Genomic DNA, 23,456 nt, shown 5'->3' with positions numbered 1-23,456 from the left:
AAAGGAGCTAACATAGGCCAAAAATACCACGCAATTATTCACCGTTACTTATGCGTGGCCACTTAATTTAGAACAAGCACTTACTGCCCTAAACTGTCCAGCCTAAATGGACCACCTCACTATGCATCTTCGGTGGTCTTTATCCTGTTAGCCATGGCTCCGTACTTCGCCCCCGGCCTGTGCATGCATGGGGAGTATTACTTGCGCAACCGTCACACAAGCGTCGCCGCGTTTAAGGACCGGCTGGAGGTGAGACAGGCGGGAGCGACGCTTGTACTGCCGTACCTGAAAATGGAGGCCGTTGAGTTGCACGCTGCTGGGGGTGTGTATCTGCAAACGGATTGGGAAAACTTCGCCTTTCAGTCTTACCACTACTTGAAAATCAGGTGCCACGGGCAGACGCATTTGCTGACGTCTTTGCTGGTGAGCCAACCCTTGGAAAAGGCGTTCCCGCATTTGCTCGCAGCCACGGCCGGGCGCTATACCCGGCACAAACGGTTCATGGCCTCGACGCTCGACTGAGTGAGTTATTGAGGCATTAATTTCTGGCCCAATGTTCAACGCGATGTCTAGTTCAGAAAAACGGTGGTGGCTGTTGCAGAACTCCCTGGTTCGTTCAGAAACCAGGTAGGCGAGCGATAATGTGCGTGTAAAATCCCCGGTTGAGCACTTTTCTAGCGTCGGAAGGTGCGTCGAGCGTTCGCCTGGCGCCGCCGAACCGAGTTCTGCAACAGCCACGGTGATTATAACTGTGTGTGGATGGCTGCCCTTCCAAAGTTGGAATAAGGCGCCGGGGGCTTAAGTTAATTTCTGATGTTACGCACGGAGTTGGCCGAGTTGCTGGTACATTGCTTTGAGCCCGACGGTATAGAGCTGGGCTTTGAGGCGAAAATGCCCGATGCCGCACTTGAGCTTAAGCACTTCCAGTTTGGTGTAGGCCAGCACGGCGGCAAAGAAATGGGTGGCCTGCGTGGCCAGGGTTTTGGTGGGCGCCTTGCCCATGGAGGCATTCTCTTGGAGCGACTTGTGGTATTCTTCCACACAAAAAGCTTGATGCGCTTTTCCACCGTCTCTGGTAAATCGTGGTCAGTTGGGCCTGGTCCAGGTCGGTGTCGCTGCTGACCAGATACAAAATGCCTTGGCTCCCGTCCTGGTTTGTAAAGACTTGTCTGGTTACGAGCACCGCTTCTCTAACGGCCCGCAAATAGACGCGCAAGGGCTGCGTATCGGCAAACACCAGCGACTGCACGGCCTGGAACCGGCCCTGGGCCCGGTCGGCGTCGCTCAGGGCCACGGTGCGGCTGCTTTCGAGGGCAAAAACGAAGTGATGGCCCAGGGCCCGCACCAGGTTCATGTTCTCGGCCGAGGCGTACCAGGAATCGGCCAGCAGGTAGCGGTAGGCCACCTGCGGCTGCGCCACGCGCAGCATCTGCTGCAGGTACTCGTTCTTGGTGAACGGGCTCTGGTAGCTCGTTTTCTGGGTCTTGGGCTGGTAAACGGGCACCGTTTTACGCACCAGCTCGACGGCGATGGGCAGGGCCAGCTCGCCGGCCTGGTAGCGCAGGCTGACGAAGTTCAGGCCCTTGACGTAGCGCTGCTGGCGGTGGTCCCAATGGGTGCAAATCAGCTCGTTAGCGGCGGTGTGCGCCTTCTCCAGCACCGAATCGTCGACGATGAGCACGGCAAACTCTTCGGTCGGCCGCCGGGCCTCGGCCTGCCGAATCAGGGGCTTGGCCGGCCGCCAGATGTCGGCCGGGCCGTAGGTGCCTTGACTCAGCCAGCGCGTGATGTGGTCGTGGCTCAACGCCCCGTCCAGCAGCCGCGACAAGCCCGTGGCCGTCGTCGGACCCGTCGAACTCAGCAAATAATCCGTGTACAGGTCCAGCGTGCAAGTCATCATAAAGCGCCTAAACGAATAAACTGACCCAACGACTGCGTAACATCAGTTAATTTTATTCCCCCGCTGCTGTAAGAAGGCCAAGTCCATGCTCGTGAGCAAGGTAAAAAAGTCGTTGGTCAGCACGCCGACGCGGTTGGTAAAAATGCCGTGCGCGGAGCCGTCGTGGTTGGCGTTCATGGCCCGCAGGCCCCCCCACCAGCGCGACCCACTCCGGGGCGGTAAGCGAGAGGCGGCCAATACGAAATTTTCCCGGCGCGAGCAACGCCCGCGGGCCCCAATTCTTTTCATGACCAGAATCAGGTGCTGACCTGACGCTGGTCATGGTTCCAAGCCAGGATTGTTAGGACCTTCGGCCTACTTTTCTCCCCCATTTTCCGGATTACGCTGCAGGCCGCTTCCACTGCCGATTATACCCGGGCCGGGCGATGGTAAGCGAAGCATTATCGCCTTCAACAAACTGTCAACCAGGGGTATGAATGCACTTTTTATTGACCGCACGATTCGCCCGGTACTCGCGGCGGTCATTGCTGGGGTGCCGTTGTAGTAGCAGCAGCTAAGCGGGCCGACGTTGCTGCGCTGGTCGCTGCTGGCGCTGACGGGCATTTTTGGCTATTGCCCGCTCTACGTGCCCTGCCGGTCATCCAGACGCGGCGCTCGCTGCCCTTTTAAGCGAACAGCCGCGCGGCGGTTATTTCCGGCCACCGCATCCTTGACCACAATTTCCGGCTAGCCATTTACCTTCCTTATCTATTTCTCATGAAAACAACACCAAAACCGCGTGGTGCCCGCATTCCGGCGCTGGGCCGCTGGTCGGCTTTTGGGGCGAGTTCCCTGGCAGGACTCACGGCGGGCATGTTGTGGGCACCCGCTTCGGGGCAGCACTCCCGCGCCCGGCTGGCGGCGCGCCTGCGGGATTGGTCGCGAACTCTGACTGGCCGTTGGAGCCGATGGAACACCTGGCCCCTGGCCCGGGCCACCCGCCGGCCGGCGCCCACCGCCGCCCCTAACCTGGCGATGCACCCCGAGCGCTTACTTACCGAATAGAACGCCAGCGGCAAGGAATCCACATCGAGCGGCTTCCGTGCTGGCGCAGCCAACCACGCTCCACGGCCGGCTGCGTACCGGCAACGTGTACGTGGTCCCGTCTCACCGTTACGCCGGCTGCCCCCGCCTCTTCGCGCCAGCTGAATAAGAGCAGGCGCGTCCGGAACTCGGCGGGCGGGTGCTTTCTGGTTGGGGTTGGGTACCCGGAGTGCAACGCGCAGGCTCAGGGGTTGCAGCGCGTAACCAGCCAGAAAACGATGCCCACCAAGGCGACAGATGCCAGACGGAGGAGCAGAAAGACCCAGGCCGGCAGTTCGGGTTTGGTTGGAAGCTTCATAATCCTGATTGCATGGAGGTAATCCTATACGGGCAAGTCGGTCTTGCGGTCACCGCTGGCACTACCTCGACCGGCAGCTGATGCCGCGCACTATACTTCTTTTTTATTCCCATGGAGCCCAACCAATCCACCCCGGACTAAATACATTATCCGCTGCTGAACAGTGTATTATCCTAAAAAATCACCTGAACCCGGCCTGCCACCCGGGCCCGGCAGCTGTCACAACCACTTATTGCCAACCCTTACAGTTGGCAGCACATCCCGACTGAACGCGGGTTGCGCATTTTTTGAATCCTGCTTTTTTCTCACTGCTTATGCTTTCTGCTGCACTTGTTGTTGAAACCGAAATTGAACGCGGGTTTTCGCCCAAAGCCCAACGCGACTTGGCCCTGATTCAGGCGGCCCTGGACGGCAGCGCCAAGGCTTATGAAGCGTTGATGCGCAGCTATCGCAAGTCCGTCTATCACATTGCGCTGCGCATGGTGCGCAACCCCGACGATGCCGACGACCTGACCATGGAAGCTTTTGCCAAGGCCTTTGGGCACTTGTCCCGCTACCGGCCCCAGTTTGCGTTCAGCACCTGGCTGTTCCGCATCGCCACCAATGGCTGCATCGATTTTGTCCGGCGAAAAAAACTGAAAACCCAGCCGCTGAATGCCGCGGGACAGTTGGGCGACGGGGAAAGCTTTCTGCTGGACGTGCGCGACCACGCCCCCAATCCGCAGGAGGCGTTTATCCGGCAGCAGCGTATTGAGATAATCCAGCGGCTCGTCACCCGGTTGCCGGCCAAATATGCCCGGCTCGTGTGCCTGCGCTACTTCGAGGAGTTGAGTTATGCGGAAGTGGCGGCGGAACTGCACGCGCCCCTCGGTACCGTAAAAGCGCAACTGTTCCGGGCGCGGGAGTTGCTGCTGCAGCTATTACAGGATAACAAGGCAGCTATTTGAACGGCTCCCAAAAAGACTCCCGGAGGCGAGGCGTTTTGCATCTGGTCACAAGAGTGGGCGGCCGTAAAATAATGATAGTAAGCAATGCCGCCAGCGTGCGGCGCAGGTTAAAGGTTGGGGGATGGTCTGGGCGGGCGGGGTTGCAGCGAGGAGGCAAGTTGATGAAAGTCATGCCATAAGCCGGCTATCGTCAGGGTGTTGGCAGGCATTGAGGCTGAATTTTGTGCGGTACCGAATGCAGTATTATCTGCCAGCTATGCCGGCCGCTACGCTGGCACCCGAAGTGCTTCAAACCCCAAACCCCACTCATGAAACACACAACCGCCCTTTTGTCTCTGCTGCTGCTTGCCGGAACCGGCGGTGCGGCCCGCGCTCAAACTACCGCCCCTAAAGCGGCCCGCGCCGCCCAACTCACCGGCCAGTCCACCAAGGGCTACTGCCTGATGAAGGACGGCAACATGCTTTTGGTGGAGAATGGAAAAATGGCCCCCATGACCGTCACCCTGACCATGGGCGACGGCTCGCTGTGCATGCCCGACGGCACTTGCCAGCGCAAGGACGGCACCACCGTGATGCTGAAAGAAGGCCAGAGCATGCTGATGAACGGCACAATCACGCGGCACCCCGACGGACTCCCCGGCCCCAAAGTGCGCCCCCCGAAAATGTAAGCTGAAGCTGGGCTGGGCGGGCCTTCCCGCGAGCCAAATTTCCTTTTTTCACCCCGCGCCACTCCTGGCTCACCAACCCACTTCCAGCCATAAAAAAAACTCTAAATTCCCCGTTACCACCCACATTTCCAACACCGTAACGGCTGCCGTTGCCACCCTCACCTGGTACTTCGGGGGTAAGCACCGCCAGCTCAAGCCCATGGGAGCCGCCGCTGACTAATCCACCGGCCCGCGCGGGCCTGGCCTTTCGCGGGCCGGCTGCGCGGGCCTTTGTGGCCGCTGACTAGAATCGCCACCCACTGCTGCTGCTATACCGCCTCGACCCGACCATTACCGCCGAGGAGCTGGTGGCGCGCACGGTGTTGAACCTGCTGTGCCACGCTCTTACCCGCTGCTGGTGCACCGGGTTTTTTTGCCTTGGCATCGGCCGCTTATCACCAATCATAATGGAAGCAATTAGAAGTGGGCCGGCAATTGAAGAAAGACGAGCAGCCGACGGGCCAGCACTGGGGCTGACGGACGCGGCCGTGGCGGCTTCCTGCGCCACGCACGGCCGCAACGTCCTCGCCGCCGATGCCCGCTCGGGGCTGCTGGCCACCCTGCGGGAAGTGGTAGCCGACCCCATGTTCGTACTGCTGCTCGCCACCGGCGTCATTTATTTCTGGATGGGCCACCTGGAGGACGCCCTGGCCCTGGGCGTGGCGCTACTGTTGGTGGCGGGCATTTCGGTGTACCAGTCCGTGCGCAGCGACCAGGCCCTGGGGGCCCTGCACGAGCTAACCCAGCCCCGGGCGCAGGTTCGGCGCAACGGCCGCCAGGGTGCCGTGCCCGTGCAGGACCTTGTGGTGGGCGACGCGGTGTTGGTGGAGGAAGGAGGCCGCGTGCCCGCCGACGGCCGGCTGGACGTGGCCAGCGACTTCTCGCTCGACGAGGCCATCCTGACCGGCGAGGCGGTGGCGGTAATCAAAAGTCCCGGCGACCCGGTATTTGCCGGCACCAGCACCGCCTCGGGCAGCGCCTGGCTCACGGTCACGGCCGTGGGTAGCCAGACCGAGCTGGGCCGCATCGGCCAGCGCATCGCCACCATCGTGGCCGAAAAAACGCCGTTACAGCGCCAGGTGGGCCAGTTCGTGGCCCGCATGACGTGGGTGGGCGTGGCCGCGTTCCTACTGGTCTGGGGCATCAACTTCGCCCGCTCCGGCAACTGGACCACGGCGCTGCTGTTTGCGCTCACGCTGGCCATGTCGCTGCTGCCGCAGGAGCTGCCCGTGGCGTTCAGCGGCTTCATGGCTTTGGGCGCGGCCCGCCTGAGCCGGCTGGGCGTGCTCACCAAGCAGCCCCAAACCGTGGAAAGCCTGGGCTCGGCCACGGTCATTTGCGCCGACAAAACCGGCACCCTCACGCAGGAGGGCATGAGCGTCCGGCAGCTGTACGACGGCGCCACCGCTGTGCTCGTGGACTTGCCCGGGGCCACGGCCGGGGCGCTGTCGGCCACGGCTGGCGCGGTGCTGGCCCACGCCCGCTGGGCCAGCGAGGATGAGCCGTTTGACGCCATGGAAAAAGCCATTGTGGCGGCCTACGCCGCCGCCGACCCGGCCGGGGCCGCCGTGCCCCGCCCGCTGGTGCACGAATACCCACTGGCCGGTACTCCGCCCATGATGACGCACGTGCGCCAGGCGTCCGGCGGCGAAGCGGTGGTGGCTGCTAAAGGGGCGGTAGAGCACGTGCTGCCTGTGTGCCGCCCGGTGCCGGCCCTCGCGGCCGAAATTCGCCGCGTTACCCAGGAGCTGTCGGCGCAGGGCTACCGGGTGCTGGGCGTGGCACGGGGCACGTACACGCCGCCAGATTTCCCGGCCGCGCAGGACGATTTCGCGTGGTCGTTTTTGGGGCTGGTGGCGCTCGAAAACCCGCCCAAAGCCAACGCGGCGGCCGTCCTGCGCTCGTTCGCCGAAGCGGGCATTCAGGTGAAGATGATTACCGGCGACTTCCCCGAAACGGCCCAGGCCATTGCCCGCCAAATCGGGCTGCCGGGGGCCGACACGCTGCTCACCGGCCAGCAGGTGATGGAAATGAATGCCGACGCGCTCCGCCCACGGGCCGCCGGCACGGCCGTCTTCGCCCGCATGTTTCCGGAGGCCAAGCTGCGGGTGGTGGAAGCCCTCAAAGCCAACGGCGAGGTGGTGGCCATGACCGGCGACGGCGTGAACGACGGCCCGGCCCTGAAGGCGGCCCACATTGGCGTGGCCATGGGCCGGCGCGGCACCGAAGTAGCCCGGCAGGCCGCCTCGCTGGTGCTGGTCGATGACGATTTGGGGAGCATGGTGGCGGCCATCGCGCAGGGCCGCCGCATCTACCAGAACTTCAAGCAAGCGGTGTTCTACGTCGTATCCATCCACATCCCGATTATCCTCACGGTGGCCTTGCCCCTGCTCTTCAACTGGGAGTGGGCCAACCTGCTCAGTCCGCTGCACGTCATTTTTCTGGAGCTGGTGATGGGCCCTACCTGTTCCATTGCTTTCGAAAACGAGCCCGCCGAGGTGGGGCAGATGCAGCAGCCGCCCCGCCCGCTCACGGCCACCTTCCTGGCTGGGGCCAAGCTGGCCCGCAGCCTCGTGCAGGGCCTGGGCATTGCCGTGGCCGTGCTGGGCGTGTACTACGTGGCCATGCAGCGGGGCGAGCCCGTGGCCGTGGGCCGCACGCTGGTTTTCGTCACGCTGGTGCTCAGCAACGTGTTTCTCACCTTGGCGAACCGCTCGTTTACGCAGTCGATTGTGCAAACCATTCGGCTGCCAAACCGGGTGCTGTGGCTGCTGCTGGGCCTCACGCTGGCGCTGCTGGTGGTGGTGCTGGGAGTGCCGGCGGCCCGCGCGCTGTTTGAGTTTGCGCCGGTGTCGGGGGCGGCGCTGGGCTGGTGTGCGCTGGCCGCGCTGGTGGGCGTGGGCTGGGTGGAGGGGTACAAGGCCGTATTGCGGGGGCAGCAGCAGAAAATATGACCCTGGTGCGGCGCGTTGCCGCTCCTGGGCCGGCAGTTGGGGACGGGCCTGATTCGGCAGGGCTGCACGGTGCTAACTGGGTAAGCCCCTCGCGCAACGAATATTCCTTCCTTTTTAATTTTTCTCGCCAACTATGAGACACCTGGAACAGCACCGGACGCACCGCATCGGCTGGTTGAGAGCCGCCGTCCTTGGGGCGAACGACGGCATCATCTCCACGGCCAGCTTGGTGGTGGGGGTGGCGGTGGCCAACGCCTCGCCGCACAGCGTGCTGGTGGCCGGGGTGGCGGGGCTGGTGGCGGGGGCCATGTCAATGGCCACGGGCGAGTACGTGTCGGTGAGCTCCCAAGCCGACACAGAGCAGGCGGACATGGCGCGCGAGCAACAGGAATTGCTTGCCGATAATCTGGCCGAGCAGCAGGAACTGGCCGCCATTTACGTGGCGCGGGGCCTGCAGCCCGCCTTGGCGGACACCGTGGCCCAACAGCTGATGGCTCACGATGCGTTGGGTGCCCATGCGCGGGAGGAATTGGGCATCTCCGAAGTGCTGAACGCCAAGCCCGTGCAAGCCGCCCTGGCTTCGGCTACCACCTTTACCGTGGGGGCCGCGCTGCCCTTGCTCATCATTCTGATGACACCCCCGGCACTGCTGGCCTGGACCGTTTCGCTTACATCCCTGGTGTTTTTGGCGGCGCTGGGGGGGGCTCGCCGCCTACGTCGGCGGGTCAGGGGTGCTCAAATCGGTAGTTCGGGTTACCTTCTGGGGGGCGTTGGCCATGGCCCTGACGGCCGGGGTGGGCACGTTTTTCAACGTGGCTCCCTGACTGAATCAGTCAGCCCTGCACTTGGGTCCCCTTGAAAATTGCGGCGCTCTTTTACAACAGTTCTTCGGTTGGGGTGCCGCTGCCGCTGGGGGTAGCGGCGCGACCCTTCGCGTCTCGGCACGTGGGCAGTGCAACATCAAGACGCGAAGGGTCGCGTCTCCACATGCCGCCCCGTACGTGGTTTGCGAAACCGCGCAAGGCCCTTGCTTACGAAAGGACTGATTGTCGAAGACGAGCCTCCGTTGCGCGCTACCCTGGTGGTTGTGTCCTTCTGCTGGTGCTCCGGACCATCGGCTACTGCTGAGGCCGTCTGCGATGCCTCCATTATTGCCACTACCACTACTTTGGTCTGCACGCTTACCCAAAGTCAAAGGTCAACCCCGCCGGTGATTTTGGTCATGGTGGGGGTCGGTGGGGCCGGGTAGTTTTAGTCTTTCGGCCCTGGTCGCTCCACTGCCGCCCCAAGCCCCCGCCTGATGGACTACCACCTCGTCCCCGTTGAAGAAGTTGCCCGCTCGCTCGGCACAACGCCGGCCGGCCTCACCGCGGCCACGGCCCGGCAGCGGTTGGCCGAGCACGGCCCCAACCAGATTGCCGACGCCCGCCGCAAGTCGGTGGGGCAGCTGCTGCTTCACCAGTTCACCGACATGATGATTCTGGTGCTCATCGCGGCGGCCATCCTGGCGGGCGTGGTGGGCCAGATGAAATCGACTTACGTGATTCTGGCCATTGTGCTGCTGAACGCCCTGGTGGGCTTCATGCAGGAGTACCGGGCCGAGAAAGCCATGGCGGCCCTGAAAAAGATGGCCGCCAGCCAAGCCCAGGTGCTGCGCGATAAGCAAGCCGTGCGCGTAGCCGCCGCCGACCTAATGCCCGGCGATGTGGTGTTGCTCGAGGCCGGCAACGTCATTCCCGCCGACGTGCGCTTCGTGGCGGCCCACGTGCTGAAAATGGACGAATCGTCGCTCACCGGCGAGTCGGCCAACGCGGCGAAAAACCCCAACGCGCTGCCGCCGGGCGAGTACGCCCTCGGCGACCGGGTAAATCTGGGCTACAAGGGCACGTTCGTGACCATCGTGACGGCGGTGAAGCATGGGCGGCGAATTTTTGACAACATCGTCAAGTTCATCCGCTACATCATGTCAAGTAACGTGGGCGAGCTGCTTTCCGGCTCCGACCAGGACTTGATTGTGGTGGAGCACGACCGGGCCGTGGGCGTGATGACGCGCTTGCTGATTATCGAGTCGCTGCGGGCCGACCGTGGCACCGTGGCCGTGGCCACGGTAATGAACCGGGAGTTTGAAACCGTGGACATCGGCGCGGGCCTCGGCGACGTATACGACCGGGCCCGGCGCAAGCTCAACGCTTTTTATCCGGTGCTGGAAAACGAGCGGTTCCGGGGCGTTATCGACCAGAACAACATCGACGAGTTTCTTAAAATCAGGACCGCGCTTAGCCACTAGCGCGGCGCGGCGGCTTCCCACTGCTCCGCTTCATCGGCCTGCCCAATTTGTATTCCACTTAAACCTCCCGTGCCATGTCCCTCACGCTTGTCGTTTTTGCGGGCTCTTCCCCGCCCGCCCGCTGTGCCATTCAGTACGCCGACACCCTGGCCCAGGCCCTGCATGGCCGGCTGGTGCTGTTGCACATCAACCGCGCCGCGCTGTTCGACCCCAACGCCCGCATCGCCCAGGGTTACGAGCAGGAGGAGTTGGGGCGCCAGACCGATACGGCGGCCATGCTCTACCAGCAGGCGGAAGGCCTGCGTACCGTGGCCACCGTGGAAGTGGCCACCGACCTGCTGCCGGCCGTGGCCCAGGACTTGGCCAACCGCCACCAGCCGGCCCTGTTCGTGCTCAGCCAGCCCGAGGAGGCCCGCCCCGCCGCCGCCGACTTGGTCACATCCTGCGCCGAAATACTGCGGGCCGGCAACTACCCGCTGCTGGTGGTGGCGCCCAACGCCCCCACCGACCACCCGCCGCGCCGCATCCTGATTGCCGCCGACCGGGAGCCCTTCGCGCTGGCCGCCGAAGTACAGGCCCTGCGCCCGCTGCTGGCCCTGCCCGGCGCCGAAGTGTTTGTGGCGCACGTATCGAGCGGCGTGGAGGACGACGAAGGCTGCGCCCTGGCCCTGCGGGCCGTGCAGGCCAGCAGCCTTGTGGACGGGCTGCCCGTGCCGGAGCTGCGCGGCTACGAGCACGATGACTATGCCCAGGGCGTGCTGGCTGCGGTGCAGGACCTCCAGGCCGACCTGGTGGTGGTGCTGGCCCGCCAGCGCAGCTACGTGGGCGAGCTGTTTCACCGCAGCGTGACGGCCCAGCTGCTGACCGGCTGTCCCGTGTCCGTACTAGTGCTGCCCGTGGCCACTGAGGTGCCCAGCGGGGAAAGCATTGGCTTTAACACCGCAATCCAAAACGTCACTGCCGTGCTCCACGGCCTGGCCCCGGCTTCCTGAGCGCCCTATGCCGTTTGCGCCACTGGCCAGCCGTTACCGGCTTCGGGCGGGGCCGGGTAGCGGCTGTTCCTTCCATACTTTTTTTTGCTGGTGTACTCAGTCAAAAGCAATAAGTAGCCAAACCGCCAACAACACGCGGACAAACCGCAAATGACCATCTTGCCGTTCGCTTCCAACTACTTATCTAAATCCCATGCGCTTAACCATCGAGAGAGCCACCGTTAAGGTGTACCCGGACATGAAGCGGGTCATTGCCCGCTTTTTTTTCTACGGCGAGGAGCGGGCCCGGCATGTCATTGGCCGCGTGATGGCGCTGAGCGAGGAAGACGTGTTCAGCACCATCTCGCCCATTTTGCAGGAATACTCCAAGCGGCACCGCAACATTACCCGGGTGCTCAACCGCCATTGTGCCCGTCTGCAGGAACTGTTTCCGGCGCTGGGCCTGGATTTTGAGAAAGTTGAGCCCTACCGTAAGCTGCTGCTGGGCTCCTATTTCACCCACGAATACTCCATCGAGTCGGCGGCCTTTTTCAACCCGTCCATTGTGGAAGACCCCGACCAGACGGAGCTGGAAGTGGGCCAGAAGCGCGTCATCATCAGCTTCCGGGCGGTGGGCGAGGGACACATTTCGTCCATCGTATTTCGCCGGGCCGTGCTCGACCAGGACGCCAACATCCACTTGCTACCGGCCGGCGGCTACATCGACGAGGCCGAAACGGTTCGCAGCGCGGTGTACCACAAGCAGGCGTTTTTTGCGCAGGACTTCACCGCCCGGCTCCCCGCGGCGGCGGTGGCGGAAGTGGCCGCTCAGCTCGCCGACCGGTTCGAGTACAACCAATTGCAGAAAGTGGTGCTGGAAGCCCAGGCCGCCCAACCCGACGCCGCCCTGAAAAGCGGCTACGACCAAGTGCTCTGGCTGGCCGACACTTACTACGAACTGACGTTTTCGCTGGACACCGACATCTCGGACCGGGTGCTGTTTCCGGTGTCCGACTTTGAGCGCAAGGGGATGGAGGACGCCCGGTTCGTGCGCTTCGTGGAAGACGACGGCGGCATCGTGTACTACGCCACCTACACGGCCTACGACGGGCTCGGCATTGCGCCCAAGCTGCTGATGACCCGCGACTTTTACACCTTTCGGGGCATGCCGCTGCACGGCGCCGGGGCCCACAACAAGAACCTGGCGCTGTTCCCGCGCAAGATTAACGGCCGCTACGCCATGCTCTCCCGCATCGACGGCTGGCGCAACTACCTCATGTTCTCCGACAACCTGACCATATGGGAGCACGCGGTGCAGATTCAGGAGCCCCAAAGCCCGTGGGAATTCATTCAGATTGGCAACTGCGGCCCGCCCATCGAAACCGAGCACGGCTGGCTAATCATCACCCACGGCGTGGGGCCCATGCGGCGCTACTGCCTGGGTGTGAGCCTGCTGGACCTGGACGACCCGGCCGTGGAAATCGGTCGCTTGAGCGAGCCGCTGCTCATACCCAACAAGGAAGAGCGCGAAGGCTACGTGCCGAACGTGCTCTACTCGTGCGGCTCCATCATTCACAACGGCAAGCTGGTTATTCCCTACGGCCTGTCCGATTACTGCTCCTCCTTCGTGACCGTGGATTTGAAGCAGCTGCTGGATAAGCTCTTGGATATGTGCTCGGCAGTAGCGGCCCCGCTGCCGCCGCTAGTGGCATCTGCGCCATAAGCAAGTGCCCGTAAGCTCAGCGCAACAGCTGCCGGTACACGGCCAGGTAGTCGGCCACCATTTTCTCCTGCGAGAAATTGGCCGCTGCCCACACCCGGCAGGCGGCGCGGTCAAGCTGCTCAAGCTGCTGCACGGCTGCCACGGCTTCGCCCACGCTGCCAACCAAAAAGCCCGTTTGGCCGGTCTGAATCAGCTCCGGCATGGCGCCCCGGCGGAAGGCAATGACCGGCGTGCCGCACAGCTGGGCCTCGGCCACGCTCAGCCCAAACGGCTCCTCGAACCGGATGGGGTGCAGCAGGGCCGCCGCGTTGCCCAGCAGCAGGTTGCGGCGCGCCGGCCCCACGGGCCCCAGAAACTTGATGGTGTCGCTCAGATAGGGCTGCACGCATTCGTCAAAATACGCCTGGTCCTGCACGATGCCGGCCAGCAGGAGCCGCCGGCCGCTTTGCCGGGCAATCTGAATGGCTTCCAGCGGCCCCTTGTCGGGGTGAATGCGCCCGAGGAACAGCAGGTAGTCGTCGGGTTGGGCCACGAAGCTGAAATCGGCCACCCGCAGGCCGTTGTACACCGTGGCGGCGTAAGGCAGCGAGGGTTGGCGGTCGGCATTGCTGATGGACACGTAGGCCGACGTGGCCGCGTATTTCTGATACACCGGCAGAATCCGGGCCGACGAAAACCCGTGGATGGTGGTCACCATCGGCGTCGGAATCAGCCGCGAGTAGCTGAGCGGCAGGAAGTCGAAGTGGTTGTGGATGAGGTCGAATTCGGCCGCCCGCTCCATTAGGTGGCTGATGTGCAGGCACTCGAGCACCTTGGCGTCTTGAGTGCGGTCTTCCTCGTAGCCCCGCGCCACCACGGCGGCCAGCGTGCCCGCCGTCACGGAATCGGCGGTGGCGAACAGGGTGACGTCGACCCCCGCCGCCACCAGCCCCTCGGCCACGTTGGACGCCACCTGCTCCCAGGGCCCGTAGTGCCGGGGCGGGGTGCGCCAGGCTACGGAGGCCAGCACGGCTACTTTCATGGCGCTGGCACCAGCTCCTGCTGCGCGGGCGCGGGCTCGCGGGGTGCGGCCTGCGCGCGGGCCGGGTCGTACTCGTGCTCCAGGGCCAGGGCGTTGAGCACCGTGAGGTGGGAAATGAGGTAGGCCAGGGTGCTTTCGGCGCCTTGGTTGCGGTTGAGGGCGGTTTGCTGCAGGCCGTCGCAGCAGCCCTTGGTTTCCTGGTCGTAGAGAGGCACGCGCAGAATGTTCTCCCCCAAAAACCACTGGTAGCTGACGAACATCTGCCCGATGAAGGCCGGCTCGTGGGTGGCCCGGTAGGCCTGGAAATACAGCAGCACCATGGCCATGGTTTCAATGGCCTGCTGGTCGAACAGCGGCACCTTGCCCGCCGGCTCCCGGTGGTACCAGCCCTGGTTGCCCACCGGACTCAGCATCCCGCCCCTAAAGCTCAGGCCCTCCAGAAAGCGCAGCGACTCCAGCGCCACGCGCCGGGCGGCTTCGTCGCCACTCACCTCGCTGGCGTGCAGCAGGGCCAGCGGCAGAATGGCGTTGTCGTACGTCAGCTTTTCCTCGAACCAGTGCCAGTCGGGGCCGTGGTGCGCGGCGTAGGCCCGCAGCAGCGTGGCCGTGAGCAGGCCCAGCTCGGCCAGCATGCCTTCATCGTCGGGGTGGGTTTTGAGGTAGTAGGCCAGGCCAATCATGGTGTTGGCCATGCCCCGCAGGTGGGTCAGCTGCCGGAAATGGGGCACGGAGCGGAAGAACAGCTCCCCGGCGAATTCCCGGTACGAGTTGTTGGGCGCGCAGTGGATGAGGTAGCCCAGGGCCCACACCGTGCGCCCGAACGAGTCCTCGGAGCCGATGTCGTCCAGGTACTCGCGCCGGAAGCTGAGGAAGTTGCGGAAGTTGCCGTCGTCGCGCTGCATGTAGTGGATGTAGCTCAGGTAGATGGGCAGCAGGTCGAGGGCTTCCTGGCTTTTGTGCTGCTGGTAGGCCATCAGGGCCATGGTCAGGGCCCGGGAGTTGTCGTCGAGGCAGTAGCCTTCCTTCAGGTTGGGGATGCCGTACTTGGCGTGCTGTACGATGCCAGTGTCGTCGGTGAGGCGGCGCACGTGGGCCAGGCTGAACTCGGGCATGATTTCCGGGTCCACCAGCGGGCGGGGCGGCAGCCCGGCGGTTTCGGCCCCGGCCCGGGCTTGCTCCAACACAAGCAGAAATTCGGCCCCGATAATGGGCCAGCGCAGGTGGCGGCCGTATTCGTAGGCCTTGCGCTGCAATGCGGCCAGCTGCTCGGGCTCGCTCAGCAGCTCGTTCACGGTTTCGGCCAGGGCGTCGGCGTCCTTGAAAGGAAACAGGCGGCCCCGGCCCTCGGCCAGCAGCTCCTGGGCGTGCCAGTAGGGCGTGGACACCACGGCCGCGCCCGCGCCCACCGCGTAGGAGAGCGTGCCGCTGGTAATCTGCGCCTCGTTGGTGTAGGGCGTGATGTAAATGGCGGCGGCCGACAGGTAGTGCATCAACTCCTCCTCGGCCACGAACTTGTTGATGAACACCAGGTGGCGGTCCACGCCCAGCTGCAGGGCCAGCAGCTTGAGTTGCTCGCGGTACTCCTCGCCGGAGTGGCGCACCACGCCGGGGTGGGTGTTGCCCAACACCACGTACACCACGTCCGGGTGGCGGGCCACGATGGCCGGCAGCGCCCGAATGACCGTTTCCAGCCCTTTGTTGCGGCTCAGCAGCCCGAAGCTGAACAGCACCCGCCGGCCCCGGAAGGGCGACGCGCGCAGCAGCGGATTCACGGCGGGCGCCTCCAAATCGGGCACGCCATGCTCGATGAGCTGAATTTTCTCCGGGTCAATCTGGTAAATGCCGGTGAGGAAGTCCACGCCCCGGCGGCTCATGACCACCAGCCGGGCCGAGCGGCGGGCAATTTCCTGAATAATGATTTTCTGGGTGTGCGTGGGCTCCCGCAAAATGGTGTGCAGCACCGTCACCAGCGGCTTTTCGAGCCGGTGCAGCAGCGGCAGCAGGTAAATGCCGCTCTCGCCCCCAAAGATGCCGAACTCGTGCTCCAGCAAGCACACATGGGCGTCGCTGGTGTTGAGAAAGTTGGCGGCCTGCACGTAGTCTTTCTGCCGCTCCTGCCGAATGACGAACCGAACATCCTCGGGGTATTCGTACTCATCCAGCGCGTCCGAGTCGTTCAGGGCCACCCCAAACCCGCTGGCCTGCCGACTCTGGCCCTGCCGCTTCAGGTTGGTCAGAATGGCCTGCACCACGTTGCTGTTGAAAGTGGCAATGCCGCACTCGCGGGGCAAGTAGGTCGATAAATAGGCAACTTTCATGGTGAGTTTTAGTGGGTGAGTAGTCAGCCGAAGTGGCAGGTCAGAAAGTAGAAGCAGGACCGTAATAATTTTTATGCTTAAGTACTTACAGCGCCAAATTCAACCTCATTCGGCCCTGCGCCGTATCGGCCGGCAGCGCCGCCAGCCCCAGCTTTCGCAGGCCCTCCGGGCACGTTGATGCCGCGCCCGGTGCCACCACTGACGCCGCGCCGGCCAGTTTGTGGTTGGGCAGCCGCCGGGCCACGCTCGTGCTCTTGCTTAGGGCCGGGTTCAGGGTTTCGGCACCGGCTTGGTTTCCAACACTTCCGGAGCAGCGGCAACCGAATGCAGCTTGCTCAGCAGCAGGGCCGCGATGTCTTCTTCGTCGGGTAGGCCCTGTGCACGCCACAGTTCGGTGCCGTGCCAGGTGAGCACAAAGGCGGGCAGCCCTCCCACGTCGAAGCTGTGCACCACGGCCGGGTAAGTAGCCTCGTCCACGCGCAGCACCTGAATGGCCGCGCCCAACTGCCGTTGCAGCCGGCTCAGACCAGCCAAAACAGTGGCCCGGCCGGCCCGTGCCGCGTCCGATACCGCCACGGGCAACAGGACGAGCAGCACTGCCGGCGCGGGCGGGGAAGGAATGAGCGGGGCTGACGTCATGGGGCAGGAAACAGCAGGAACGGATGGCGCCGGGAGGCACGTAGTGGGCGGCGCACCGGGCACCGGGGGGGGCGGTCAGTTGTCAGATAAAGAGGTATTGGCGTTCAAAAGTGCAGCGTGCTTGTTGCCGGATTTCAATGGGCCGGCCCCGCAGGAAGTACCGGTCAGCAATAGCAAAGTGACGGCGAGTAGCAGCAAAATTCGGGCGGCTGTGGGGCCGGTCATTAAGCACCCAAAAGTAGATGCCCCCCTCCACCGGCTCCATGATGCGCATCAAGCGAGCGGTTGACATTCATCATGAGCCTGCTGGATGACCTACCATCAATTAACTACCCCCGCGCCCGCTACTTGGGGCTTGGTCCGGCGGAATGCCGTTCGGCCCGTATAGCAGAAACGACTTCCGGCTACGTGGCTACGTGACCAGGTTGCCTCCCCTCCTTTTTGGGCCAACCCTGGCCGGGACCTGGTTCTTACCTGTTGCTGCCGCTTCATGACCTCCCCCACTGCTGCGCCCGCTGTATTCCCCCCGCAGGAGCTGCTGGAAACCCTGGCTGATATTTCGCTGACGGGCGTCGTGCTCTATACCCCGGTATTCAGCCCGGCCCAGGAGGTGGTGGATTTTGCCTTCGCCTACCTTAACCCGGCGGCCCAGCGGATGTTGGCTCTGTCGGCCGTGGTGGCAACGACTTTCCTGCAACAATTCCCTGATGTCCTTACCAATGGCACTTTTGCTTTTCAGCGCGACACGTTTCTTTCGGGCCGGCCTGGCACGCACGAGTTAAACTACCAGTCCAGCGGCTACGATAATTACTTCCGCATGGCGTGCCAGCGCGTGGGTGCCGGGCTGCTGGTGAGCTTCACCGACACGGCCGACCAGCCCCGCACCGCCGTGGAACTCGCCCTACGAGAAAGCCAGGCGCGCGAGGTGCTCGCCCGTGCCGAAGCCGAAACGCAGCGCGGGGAGCTGCAGCGCATCTTTGAGCAGGCTCCGGTGGCCGTGGCCGTGATGATGGGGCCGCGCTACGTGGTGCAGTGGGCCAACCCGGCCGTGTGCGCCATGTGGGGCCGCACCCAGGCCCAGGCCCAGGGCAAGCCCGTATTTGAGCTGCTGCCCGAGGCGGCAGGCCAGGGCTTTGAAGAGCTGCTGGACGGGGTGCTGGCCACCGGGGTGGCCCACGTGGCCCACGAACTGCCCTCGTTCATCGACCGCGCCGGCCAGCGCGTCACCGTGTACTGGAATCTTGTCTACAATCCCCTGCGCGAGCCCGACGGCCGCGTCGCGGGCATCACCGTGGTGGCCACCGACGTGACCGAGCAGGTGCTGGCCCGGCAGCAAATTCAGCAGCTAAACGCGGAACTGGCTACCGGCGCCGAGCGGCTGCGGGCCAGCAACGCGAAATTGGAGCAGAAGGTAACCGACCGCACCAATGCCCTGCTCATCACGCTCAACCAGCTGGAGCTCCGGAGCCGCGACCTGGCCCAGGCCCTTACCGCCGAGCAGGAGCTGGGCGAGCTCAAGTCCCGGTTTGTGTCCATGGCCTCGCACGAGTTTCGCACCCCGCTCACGGTGGTGCTCACCTCCGTCGAGCTTATCGAAGACTACGCCACCACTGCGCAGCAGGGCCAGCGCCTGAAGCACGTCCAGCGCATCCGGGGGGCCGTCACCAACCTCAACAACATCCTGGAAGAATTCCTGTCGGTGGGCTGTATTGAGGAAGGAAAAGTCGAAACCCACCCCGCCAACCTGGACCTGGCCAACCTGGTGGCCGAAACCACGGCCGACGTGCAGGCCTTGCTCAAAACCGGCCAGCGCATCGACTGGCAGGTGCAGTGCCCCAACTCCCTGTGGCTCGACGCCTCGCTGCTGCGCAAAGTCCTGGTCAACCTGCTCTCCAACGCCCTCAAGTACTCCGACGAGGGCGCGGTCGTGACCGTCGGCGCCACCTGCAACGACCACCAGCTCACCTTGGTGGTGCAGGACCCCGGCGTGGGCATTTCCGAGGAGGACCAGGCGCATTTGTTCGAGCGGTTTTTCCGGGCCCGCAGCGTGAGCACCGTCCAGGGCACCGGCCTGGGCCTCTACATCATTGCCCGCTACCTGGAACTGATGGGCGGCACCATTGCCCTGCACAGTGTGCTGGCGCAGGGCACCACCGTCACCCTTACCCTTCCCTATGAAAACCATTCTGCTGATTGAAGATAACCCCGAAATCCTGGCCAACACGGGCGAACTCCTGGAAATGGCCGGCTACACCGTCCTGCTGGCCGAAAACGGCCAGGTGGGCATCAAAACCGCGCTGGCCACCAAGCCCGATTTGGTGGTGTGCGACATCATGATGCCCGTGCTCGACGGCTACGGCGTGCTCCAGGTTTTCAACCAGAATGCCCAGCTGGCGGGCGTGCCGTTCATCTTTCTCACCGCCAAAACCGAGCGCACCGACCAACGCCGCGGCATGGAGCTCGGCGCCGACGACTACCTGACCAAGCCCTTCAACAAGACCGAATTGCTGAGCGCCATTGCCGGCCGCCTGAGCCGCTTCCAGCACCTCAAGTCCGACTACGACCTGCAAGCGGCAGGCGGCCTGGGCGGGTTTCTGGACGATGCCCGCGCCGTGGGGGGCCTCGAAAGCCTTTCGGCCGACCGCAAAGTCCACCCGATTCGCCGCAAGCAGGACATCTACCTCGAAGGCGACGAGCCCACGCGGGTGTACTTCGTGCAGGCCGGCCGCGTGAAAACCGTGAAAGCCACCGGTGGCGGCAAGGAGCTGATAACCGGCCTCTACGGCCCCGGCGAGTTCTTCGGCTACCTGCCGCTGCTGCAACGTACGCCCCACGTTGACTCGGCCGTGGCCGTGGATGAATCGGAGCTGCTCTACATTCCGCAGGACGACTTTACGCAGCTGCTGGAGCGCAACCTGGAAGTGAGCCAGCAGTTCATTCGCCTGCTGGCGGGCCGCGTGAGCGAGCGCGAAACGCAGCTGCTGGCCATGGCCTACAGCTCCATCCGCCGCCGTGTGGCCGATGCGCTGGTGCAGTTGCACGCGCAGGGCGAAACGGCCGCGGACGCCGGCATTCACCTCTCGCGCGACGACATGGCCGCCATGGTCGGCACCGCGCCCGAGTCACTAAGCCGGACGCTCAACGAGTTCAAGGCCGGCGGGCTGATTGAAATCACGCCCAAGAGCATTCGGGTCCTGGCGCCCGAGAAGCTCCGCCGGGCGAACTGGTAGCCACTGCGAAACTGGGCCCTCATCGTTTCTAAGCTGAGGCGACCTCAGCTGATAGAAGCAGGACCGGGACACGTGTGTGCCGCAGCACCTGTTCAATGGTATTAGACTTGTTCCTCAATAAGAAATCGGTTGTTTTCCAAGCAGTATTTAGAGCTGGAAACAGTAGCTGCTCAAAGAATCAGAGGATACTGGCTTGACCAAGCAAAAAAGACCGTCCAGTAGCTAAAAGCGCCGAAAAATTTCAGCCATTCCTTATTCGGGAACAAGTCTATTAGCATTAAACAAGTTATACACCCAGCCGTGGCCGGGGTCAAGCAAAGTCAGCATATCAGCTGACAGTTGGGTGTTGTTAAACAAGGGGCTTGGGAAGCAAAAGTCAAGAAAAGGGGCATAACTTCCTGTTGTGCAACCAGCTAACCGCTACTGGAAGTGCAGCAAAATTTCGGAGGTCAAATTTCGCTGCCTGTTGCGGCTTTTTGCCTTGGATTTGACGGCCCCGGACGCGGCCCGGCTCCTAGACCCGAGCGTGCGTCCGGTCAACGAAGTGTCCCTGCGTTTGCGCCGCCGTTTGCAGACCCGGTGCCGGCCGAGTTGAGCGGGGCCGTCGAACCCGGCGAAAGCTCCTTCGGCCCGCGGCGGGTGCGCGGCCAACGGGGCCGCGGGGCGGGCGGCAAAACCAGCGGCTTCGGTCTGTTCAAACGCGGCGGGCAGGGGTACACGGAAATCGTTCCTGACTGCTCAAAAAAGACGTTGCAGGCCATCATACGCGGCAAAATCGACGCCGCTGCGATGAGCAACACCGGCTGCTGGCGCGGCGACGACGGGCCGGTAGACGTCGGCTTCGACCGCCCCTTTCGCGTCCGCCACGGCCGGGACGAATTCGTGCAGGGCGCCTCGCGCATCAATGGGACCGCGTCTTTTTGGCGCTTCGCCAAAGCCCGGCTGCACCCGTTCAAGGACCTGCCCAAACACCCCTTTTTGCTCCACCTGAAAGAGCTCAAATTTCGCTTCAATCACCGGTACGAAGACCTCTGTAAATGGCTCCTTAAATTACTCCGTCAACAGCCCCTCTGATTTGGTTTGCTTTCTAAGCCCTTATATGATTGCATTGCCTTTCAGTTGAGAGGTAGCCAGAGAATAAAACGGGGACACCCATCCGCCCTAACGGCAGCCTTTTGGGACTGACCAAGTGCAAAAGAGTCGGTGCCCCGTTTTCCGTTTTTGCCTGAAGACTGCACCGTATGGAGGGAACTGGGCTCGCCCCAGTATCCCGTATTTGTACAAGGATAGTTGCGGTAAAAGCCTGACTGGCTAGGTTCTTTCTCCTTTTTCCCTTGTGTATGGCTACTGCGCATTCATCCACGGCCCCCCTCAAATACGTGGTGGGGATTGCTATTGCAAAAGACACCTTTGTGGCCTGTTCCGGCCGCATCGACACCCGCCAGTACTTGACCTTCGGCAAAGAAACCACCTTTGCCGACACCCCAGTTGGCTTTGTGGCGCTGCTGGTCTGGACCGTTATGCAACAGGTGGTAACAGGGGTAGCGCAAGGGTAAGAACAGAAATTCCCGGTAGGCCTTTATGATGTCAGGGTTCAGCGTCTAGAAGCCGTTTTCGTCTCATTTAGTTATTTATTACGGTCAAGAAGAATCACTGATTCACGAGACAACTAAACGAGGCGCATTCAGACGGCAAAAGCCACCCGTCATTCAGAAATGCCTTGAACACCTTAAAACGGATGTATTCTGAGACGCCCCGCCCGAACAGCACCCCCTACCGTTGTTTTCCGTTCCTACTATTGTGCGACCCCTATCTGTGTAAAAACGGTTGTTGACAAGCTCGCCGATTAACCTTTGGACCAAACTTTTAACTAGGGCCAGAAGTCAAACTCGCCGTGCAAATTGATGTGCTGCCAGCTCCCGGGCGGGCCAGCGGCGATGGCGTTGGCCACGTGCGGGGCCCGCGTGTGGAGCGGGGGAATCGGCAGTATTCGGCAAACAGCACTCAGCGCCAAGAAGCCGAGCAGATGGTTTGTTCTTCGTTACTGCCTGGTTACTGCCTGCGAAATGCCTTCTTGAACAGACTCACCAGCTTCTCCACCACAAAACCAATCATTAGCCCACCGACCGCACAGGCCGACGCCTTGGCCAGCCAGGCCACCACCGGGACATGGGCCAAGGACTGTGCCAGGGCGTCCAGTAGGTGACTGGTGAACGGAATGCCGTGGGCGATGATTTCGGCCCCGACCCAGAGCATTGCAGCCGTGCCCACGTAACTCAGGATGCTCAGAAAGCGCGGCATGAATTTCACGATGCCGCGCCCTAATTTTTGCGCCGCGGGGGGGTATTTGCCCTGGGCCAGGTGCACGCCCACATCGTCGGCTTTCACGATAAGGCCCACGAAGCCATAAACGGCCACGGTGATAAAAACCGCCACGGCCGCCATCACCACAATCTGGTTGACCACCGTCTGTTCGGTTACCTGGCTGTAGGCAATGGCCATGATTTCCGCCGACAGGATGATGTCGGTGCGCACGGCCCCCGTCACCCGCTGCTGTTCCAGCTCCTCCGGCGTAATCGTTTCTACCTGCCTGCTTTCCGCATCCACATCGGGGGGCTTGCTAAACAGGGAGTGTACTTTCTCATACCCTTCGAAGCACAAATACGCCCCGCCCACCATTAGAATGGGCGTAATGGCCCAGGGAGTAAAGTACCCGAGCAACAAGGCCGCCGGCGTCAGGATGAACAGTTTGTTGACGAGGGACTTTTTCGCTATCTGAAAAATAATGGAAAGCTCCCGGGAGGGGTCCAGGCCCACGACGTACTTGGGCGTAACCGCCGTGTCGTCGATGACAATGCCGGAAACTTTGCCGGTGGTTTTGGCCACCTGCGCCGGCACGTCGTCCAAACTCGCCGCGCTGGCTTTTACCAAAGCGGAAACGTCGTCCAATAACGCAAAAAGACCTGAAGCCATAGTTTTATGTGTTCGTTGCGTGGTTTTTGTTGTCAGAAGGGAATGCTTTGCTCAAACTGCCAGCAAGACATCGCGGTTTCGCGGGCGGTGCCGTCACTTCCCGGCAGGGGGTGGTGGCTGCAGCAGTCAAACACGTTCGGCGGGCAGGAGGCCCGGGCCGTGAGAGCCGCCACCGGTTCCGCAGCAAAGTTAACAGCGTGTTTGACGCGCGCTGCTTCGCCCGGCGGGCCGCCGGGCTCCTGAACGTTTCCGGCAGCTCCACGGCGATGGCGCTGTCCACGCATTCCTGCCGGGTCAGCGACAGCAGGTGCATGCTTTCGGTCAGTACCAGCACGGTTTCCTTAGAAGCTGTTTGAGTTAGCAGAACTTCAGGGTTCTGCGAATGTTAACTATTGCAATCCAGGC

The 23,456-nt window shown here is 62.8% G+C and carries 17 protein-coding genes and 2 pseudogenes; 13 read left to right on the top strand and 6 right to left on the bottom strand.

Features of this window, described 5'->3' with window-relative positions; genetic code table 11:
* Nucleotides 1–153: 153 nt before the first annotated feature.
* The gene (locus IEW17_RS18680) at nucleotides 154–522 is read left to right on the top strand and encodes a hypothetical protein (protein WP_188563580.1); all 369 of its coding nucleotides are present in this window, start codon (nucleotides 154–156) and stop codon (nucleotides 520–522) included.
* 294 nt (nucleotides 523–816) lie between these two features.
* On the opposite strand, the pseudogene IEW17_RS18675 reads toward IEW17_RS18680, so the two are convergent.
* Both IEW17_RS18675 and IEW17_RS18670 read right to left on the bottom strand, forming a co-directional pair.
* Nucleotides 817–1,900: pseudogene (locus tag IEW17_RS18675) on the bottom strand (IS701 family transposase).
* A gap of 42 nt (nucleotides 1,901–1,942) precedes the next feature.
* Nucleotides 1,943–2,188, bottom strand: coding sequence for a hypothetical protein (locus tag IEW17_RS18670; RefSeq protein WP_188563582.1), 246 nt, complete (start codon nucleotides 2,186–2,188; stop codon nucleotides 1,943–1,945).
* 468 nt (nucleotides 2,189–2,656) lie between these two features.
* Between IEW17_RS18670 and IEW17_RS18665 the strand changes: the two genes are divergently transcribed.
* The 8 genes from IEW17_RS18665 (at nucleotide 2,657) to IEW17_RS18630 (ending at nucleotide 12,870) form a co-directional block, all read left to right on the top strand.
* The gene (locus IEW17_RS18665; protein ID WP_188563578.1) at nucleotides 2,657–2,944 is read left to right on the top strand and encodes a YtxH domain-containing protein; all 288 of its coding nucleotides are present in this window, start codon (nucleotides 2,657–2,659) and stop codon (nucleotides 2,942–2,944) included.
* A 651-nt stretch (nucleotides 2,945–3,595) separates the two neighbouring features.
* Nucleotides 3,596–4,228, top strand: a complete 633-nt coding sequence (locus IEW17_RS18660) for an RNA polymerase sigma factor (protein WP_188563577.1) — start codon at nucleotides 3,596–3,598, stop codon at nucleotides 4,226–4,228.
* A 308-nt stretch (nucleotides 4,229–4,536) separates the two neighbouring features.
* The gene (locus IEW17_RS18655; RefSeq protein WP_188563576.1) at nucleotides 4,537–4,896 is read left to right on the top strand and encodes a DUF6799 domain-containing protein; all 360 of its coding nucleotides are present in this window, start codon (nucleotides 4,537–4,539) and stop codon (nucleotides 4,894–4,896) included.
* A gap of 446 nt (nucleotides 4,897–5,342) precedes the next feature.
* Nucleotides 5,343–7,889: a cation-translocating P-type ATPase gene (locus IEW17_RS18650; RefSeq protein WP_188563575.1), complete on the top strand. Its 2,547-nt coding sequence runs from the start codon at nucleotides 5,343–5,345 to the stop codon at nucleotides 7,887–7,889.
* A gap of 133 nt (nucleotides 7,890–8,022) precedes the next feature.
* Nucleotides 8,023–8,748 carry a VIT1/CCC1 transporter family protein gene (locus IEW17_RS18645; RefSeq protein ID WP_229749132.1) on the top strand — a complete coding sequence of 242 codons (726 nt, stop codon included), beginning with the start codon at nucleotides 8,023–8,025 and terminating at the stop codon, nucleotides 8,746–8,748.
* Nucleotides 8,749–9,189: 441 nt separating this feature from the next.
* Nucleotides 9,190–10,176 (top strand): HAD-IC family P-type ATPase, encoded by a 987-nt coding sequence (locus tag IEW17_RS18640; protein WP_188563574.1) that lies wholly within the window; start codon nucleotides 9,190–9,192, stop codon nucleotides 10,174–10,176.
* A 74-nt stretch (nucleotides 10,177–10,250) separates the two neighbouring features.
* On the top strand, nucleotides 10,251–11,168 hold the full coding sequence (locus tag IEW17_RS18635; RefSeq protein WP_188563573.1) for a universal stress protein: 918 nt from the start codon (nucleotides 10,251–10,253) through the stop codon (nucleotides 11,166–11,168).
* Between the two features lie 193 nt (nucleotides 11,169–11,361).
* Nucleotides 11,362–12,870, top strand: coding sequence for a glycoside hydrolase family 130 protein (locus IEW17_RS18630; protein WP_188563572.1), 1,509 nt, complete (start codon nucleotides 11,362–11,364; stop codon nucleotides 12,868–12,870).
* A gap of 16 nt (nucleotides 12,871–12,886) precedes the next feature.
* Here IEW17_RS18630 and IEW17_RS18625 read toward each other — a convergent pair whose 3' ends face one another.
* From IEW17_RS18625 to IEW17_RS18615, 3 genes are all read right to left on the bottom strand, one after another.
* Nucleotides 12,887–13,891 (bottom strand): glycosyltransferase family 4 protein, encoded by a 1,005-nt coding sequence (locus tag IEW17_RS18625; protein WP_188563571.1) that lies wholly within the window; start codon nucleotides 13,889–13,891, stop codon nucleotides 12,887–12,889.
* On the bottom strand, nucleotides 13,888–16,209 hold the full coding sequence (locus IEW17_RS18620) for a glycosyltransferase family 4 protein (RefSeq protein ID WP_188563570.1): 2,322 nt from the start codon (nucleotides 16,207–16,209) through the stop codon (nucleotides 13,888–13,890). Before IEW17_RS18620 ends, IEW17_RS18625 begins: the two co-directional genes overlap by 4 nt.
* 270 nt (nucleotides 16,210–16,479) lie before the next feature.
* The gene (locus tag IEW17_RS18615; RefSeq protein ID WP_188563569.1) at nucleotides 16,480–16,848 is read right to left on the bottom strand and encodes a YbbN family protein; all 369 of its coding nucleotides are present in this window, start codon (nucleotides 16,846–16,848) and stop codon (nucleotides 16,480–16,482) included.
* Between the two features lie 490 nt (nucleotides 16,849–17,338).
* On the opposite strand from IEW17_RS18615, the gene IEW17_RS21115 reads away from it, so the two are divergent.
* From IEW17_RS21115 to IEW17_RS18595, 4 genes and pseudogenes are all read left to right on the top strand, one after another.
* Nucleotides 17,339–19,045: a sensor histidine kinase gene (locus IEW17_RS21115; protein WP_229749131.1), complete on the top strand. Its 1,707-nt coding sequence runs from the start codon at nucleotides 17,339–17,341 to the stop codon at nucleotides 19,043–19,045.
* Nucleotides 19,023–20,078, top strand: coding sequence for a response regulator (locus IEW17_RS18605; protein WP_188563568.1), 1,056 nt, complete (start codon nucleotides 19,023–19,025; stop codon nucleotides 20,076–20,078). The genes IEW17_RS21115 and IEW17_RS18605 overlap by 23 nt, the downstream gene beginning before the upstream one ends.
* Nucleotides 20,079–20,481: 403 nt before the next feature.
* Nucleotides 20,482–21,152 (top strand): annotated as a pseudogene (locus IEW17_RS18600) (IS1595 family transposase).
* A gap of 266 nt (nucleotides 21,153–21,418) precedes the next feature.
* Entirely contained in the window at nucleotides 21,419–21,634 is a 216-nt protein-coding gene (locus tag IEW17_RS18595; protein WP_188563567.1) for a hypothetical protein, read from the top strand.
* Nucleotides 21,635–22,130: 496 nt separating this feature from the next.
* On the opposite strand, the gene IEW17_RS18590 is transcribed toward IEW17_RS18595, so the two are convergent.
* Nucleotides 22,131–23,051: a DUF808 domain-containing protein gene (locus tag IEW17_RS18590; protein ID WP_188563566.1), complete on the bottom strand. Its 921-nt coding sequence runs from the start codon at nucleotides 23,049–23,051 to the stop codon at nucleotides 22,131–22,133.
* Between the last annotated feature and the right edge of the window lie 405 nt (nucleotides 23,052–23,456).

This window comes from Hymenobacter frigidus, assembly GCF_014640435.1.
GTDB classification, from domain to species: domain Bacteria; phylum Bacteroidota; class Bacteroidia; order Cytophagales; family Hymenobacteraceae; genus Hymenobacter; species Hymenobacter frigidus.
Note: the sequence above shows the minus strand (reverse complement) of the source record. Positions and strands in the feature narration are given on the sequence as shown.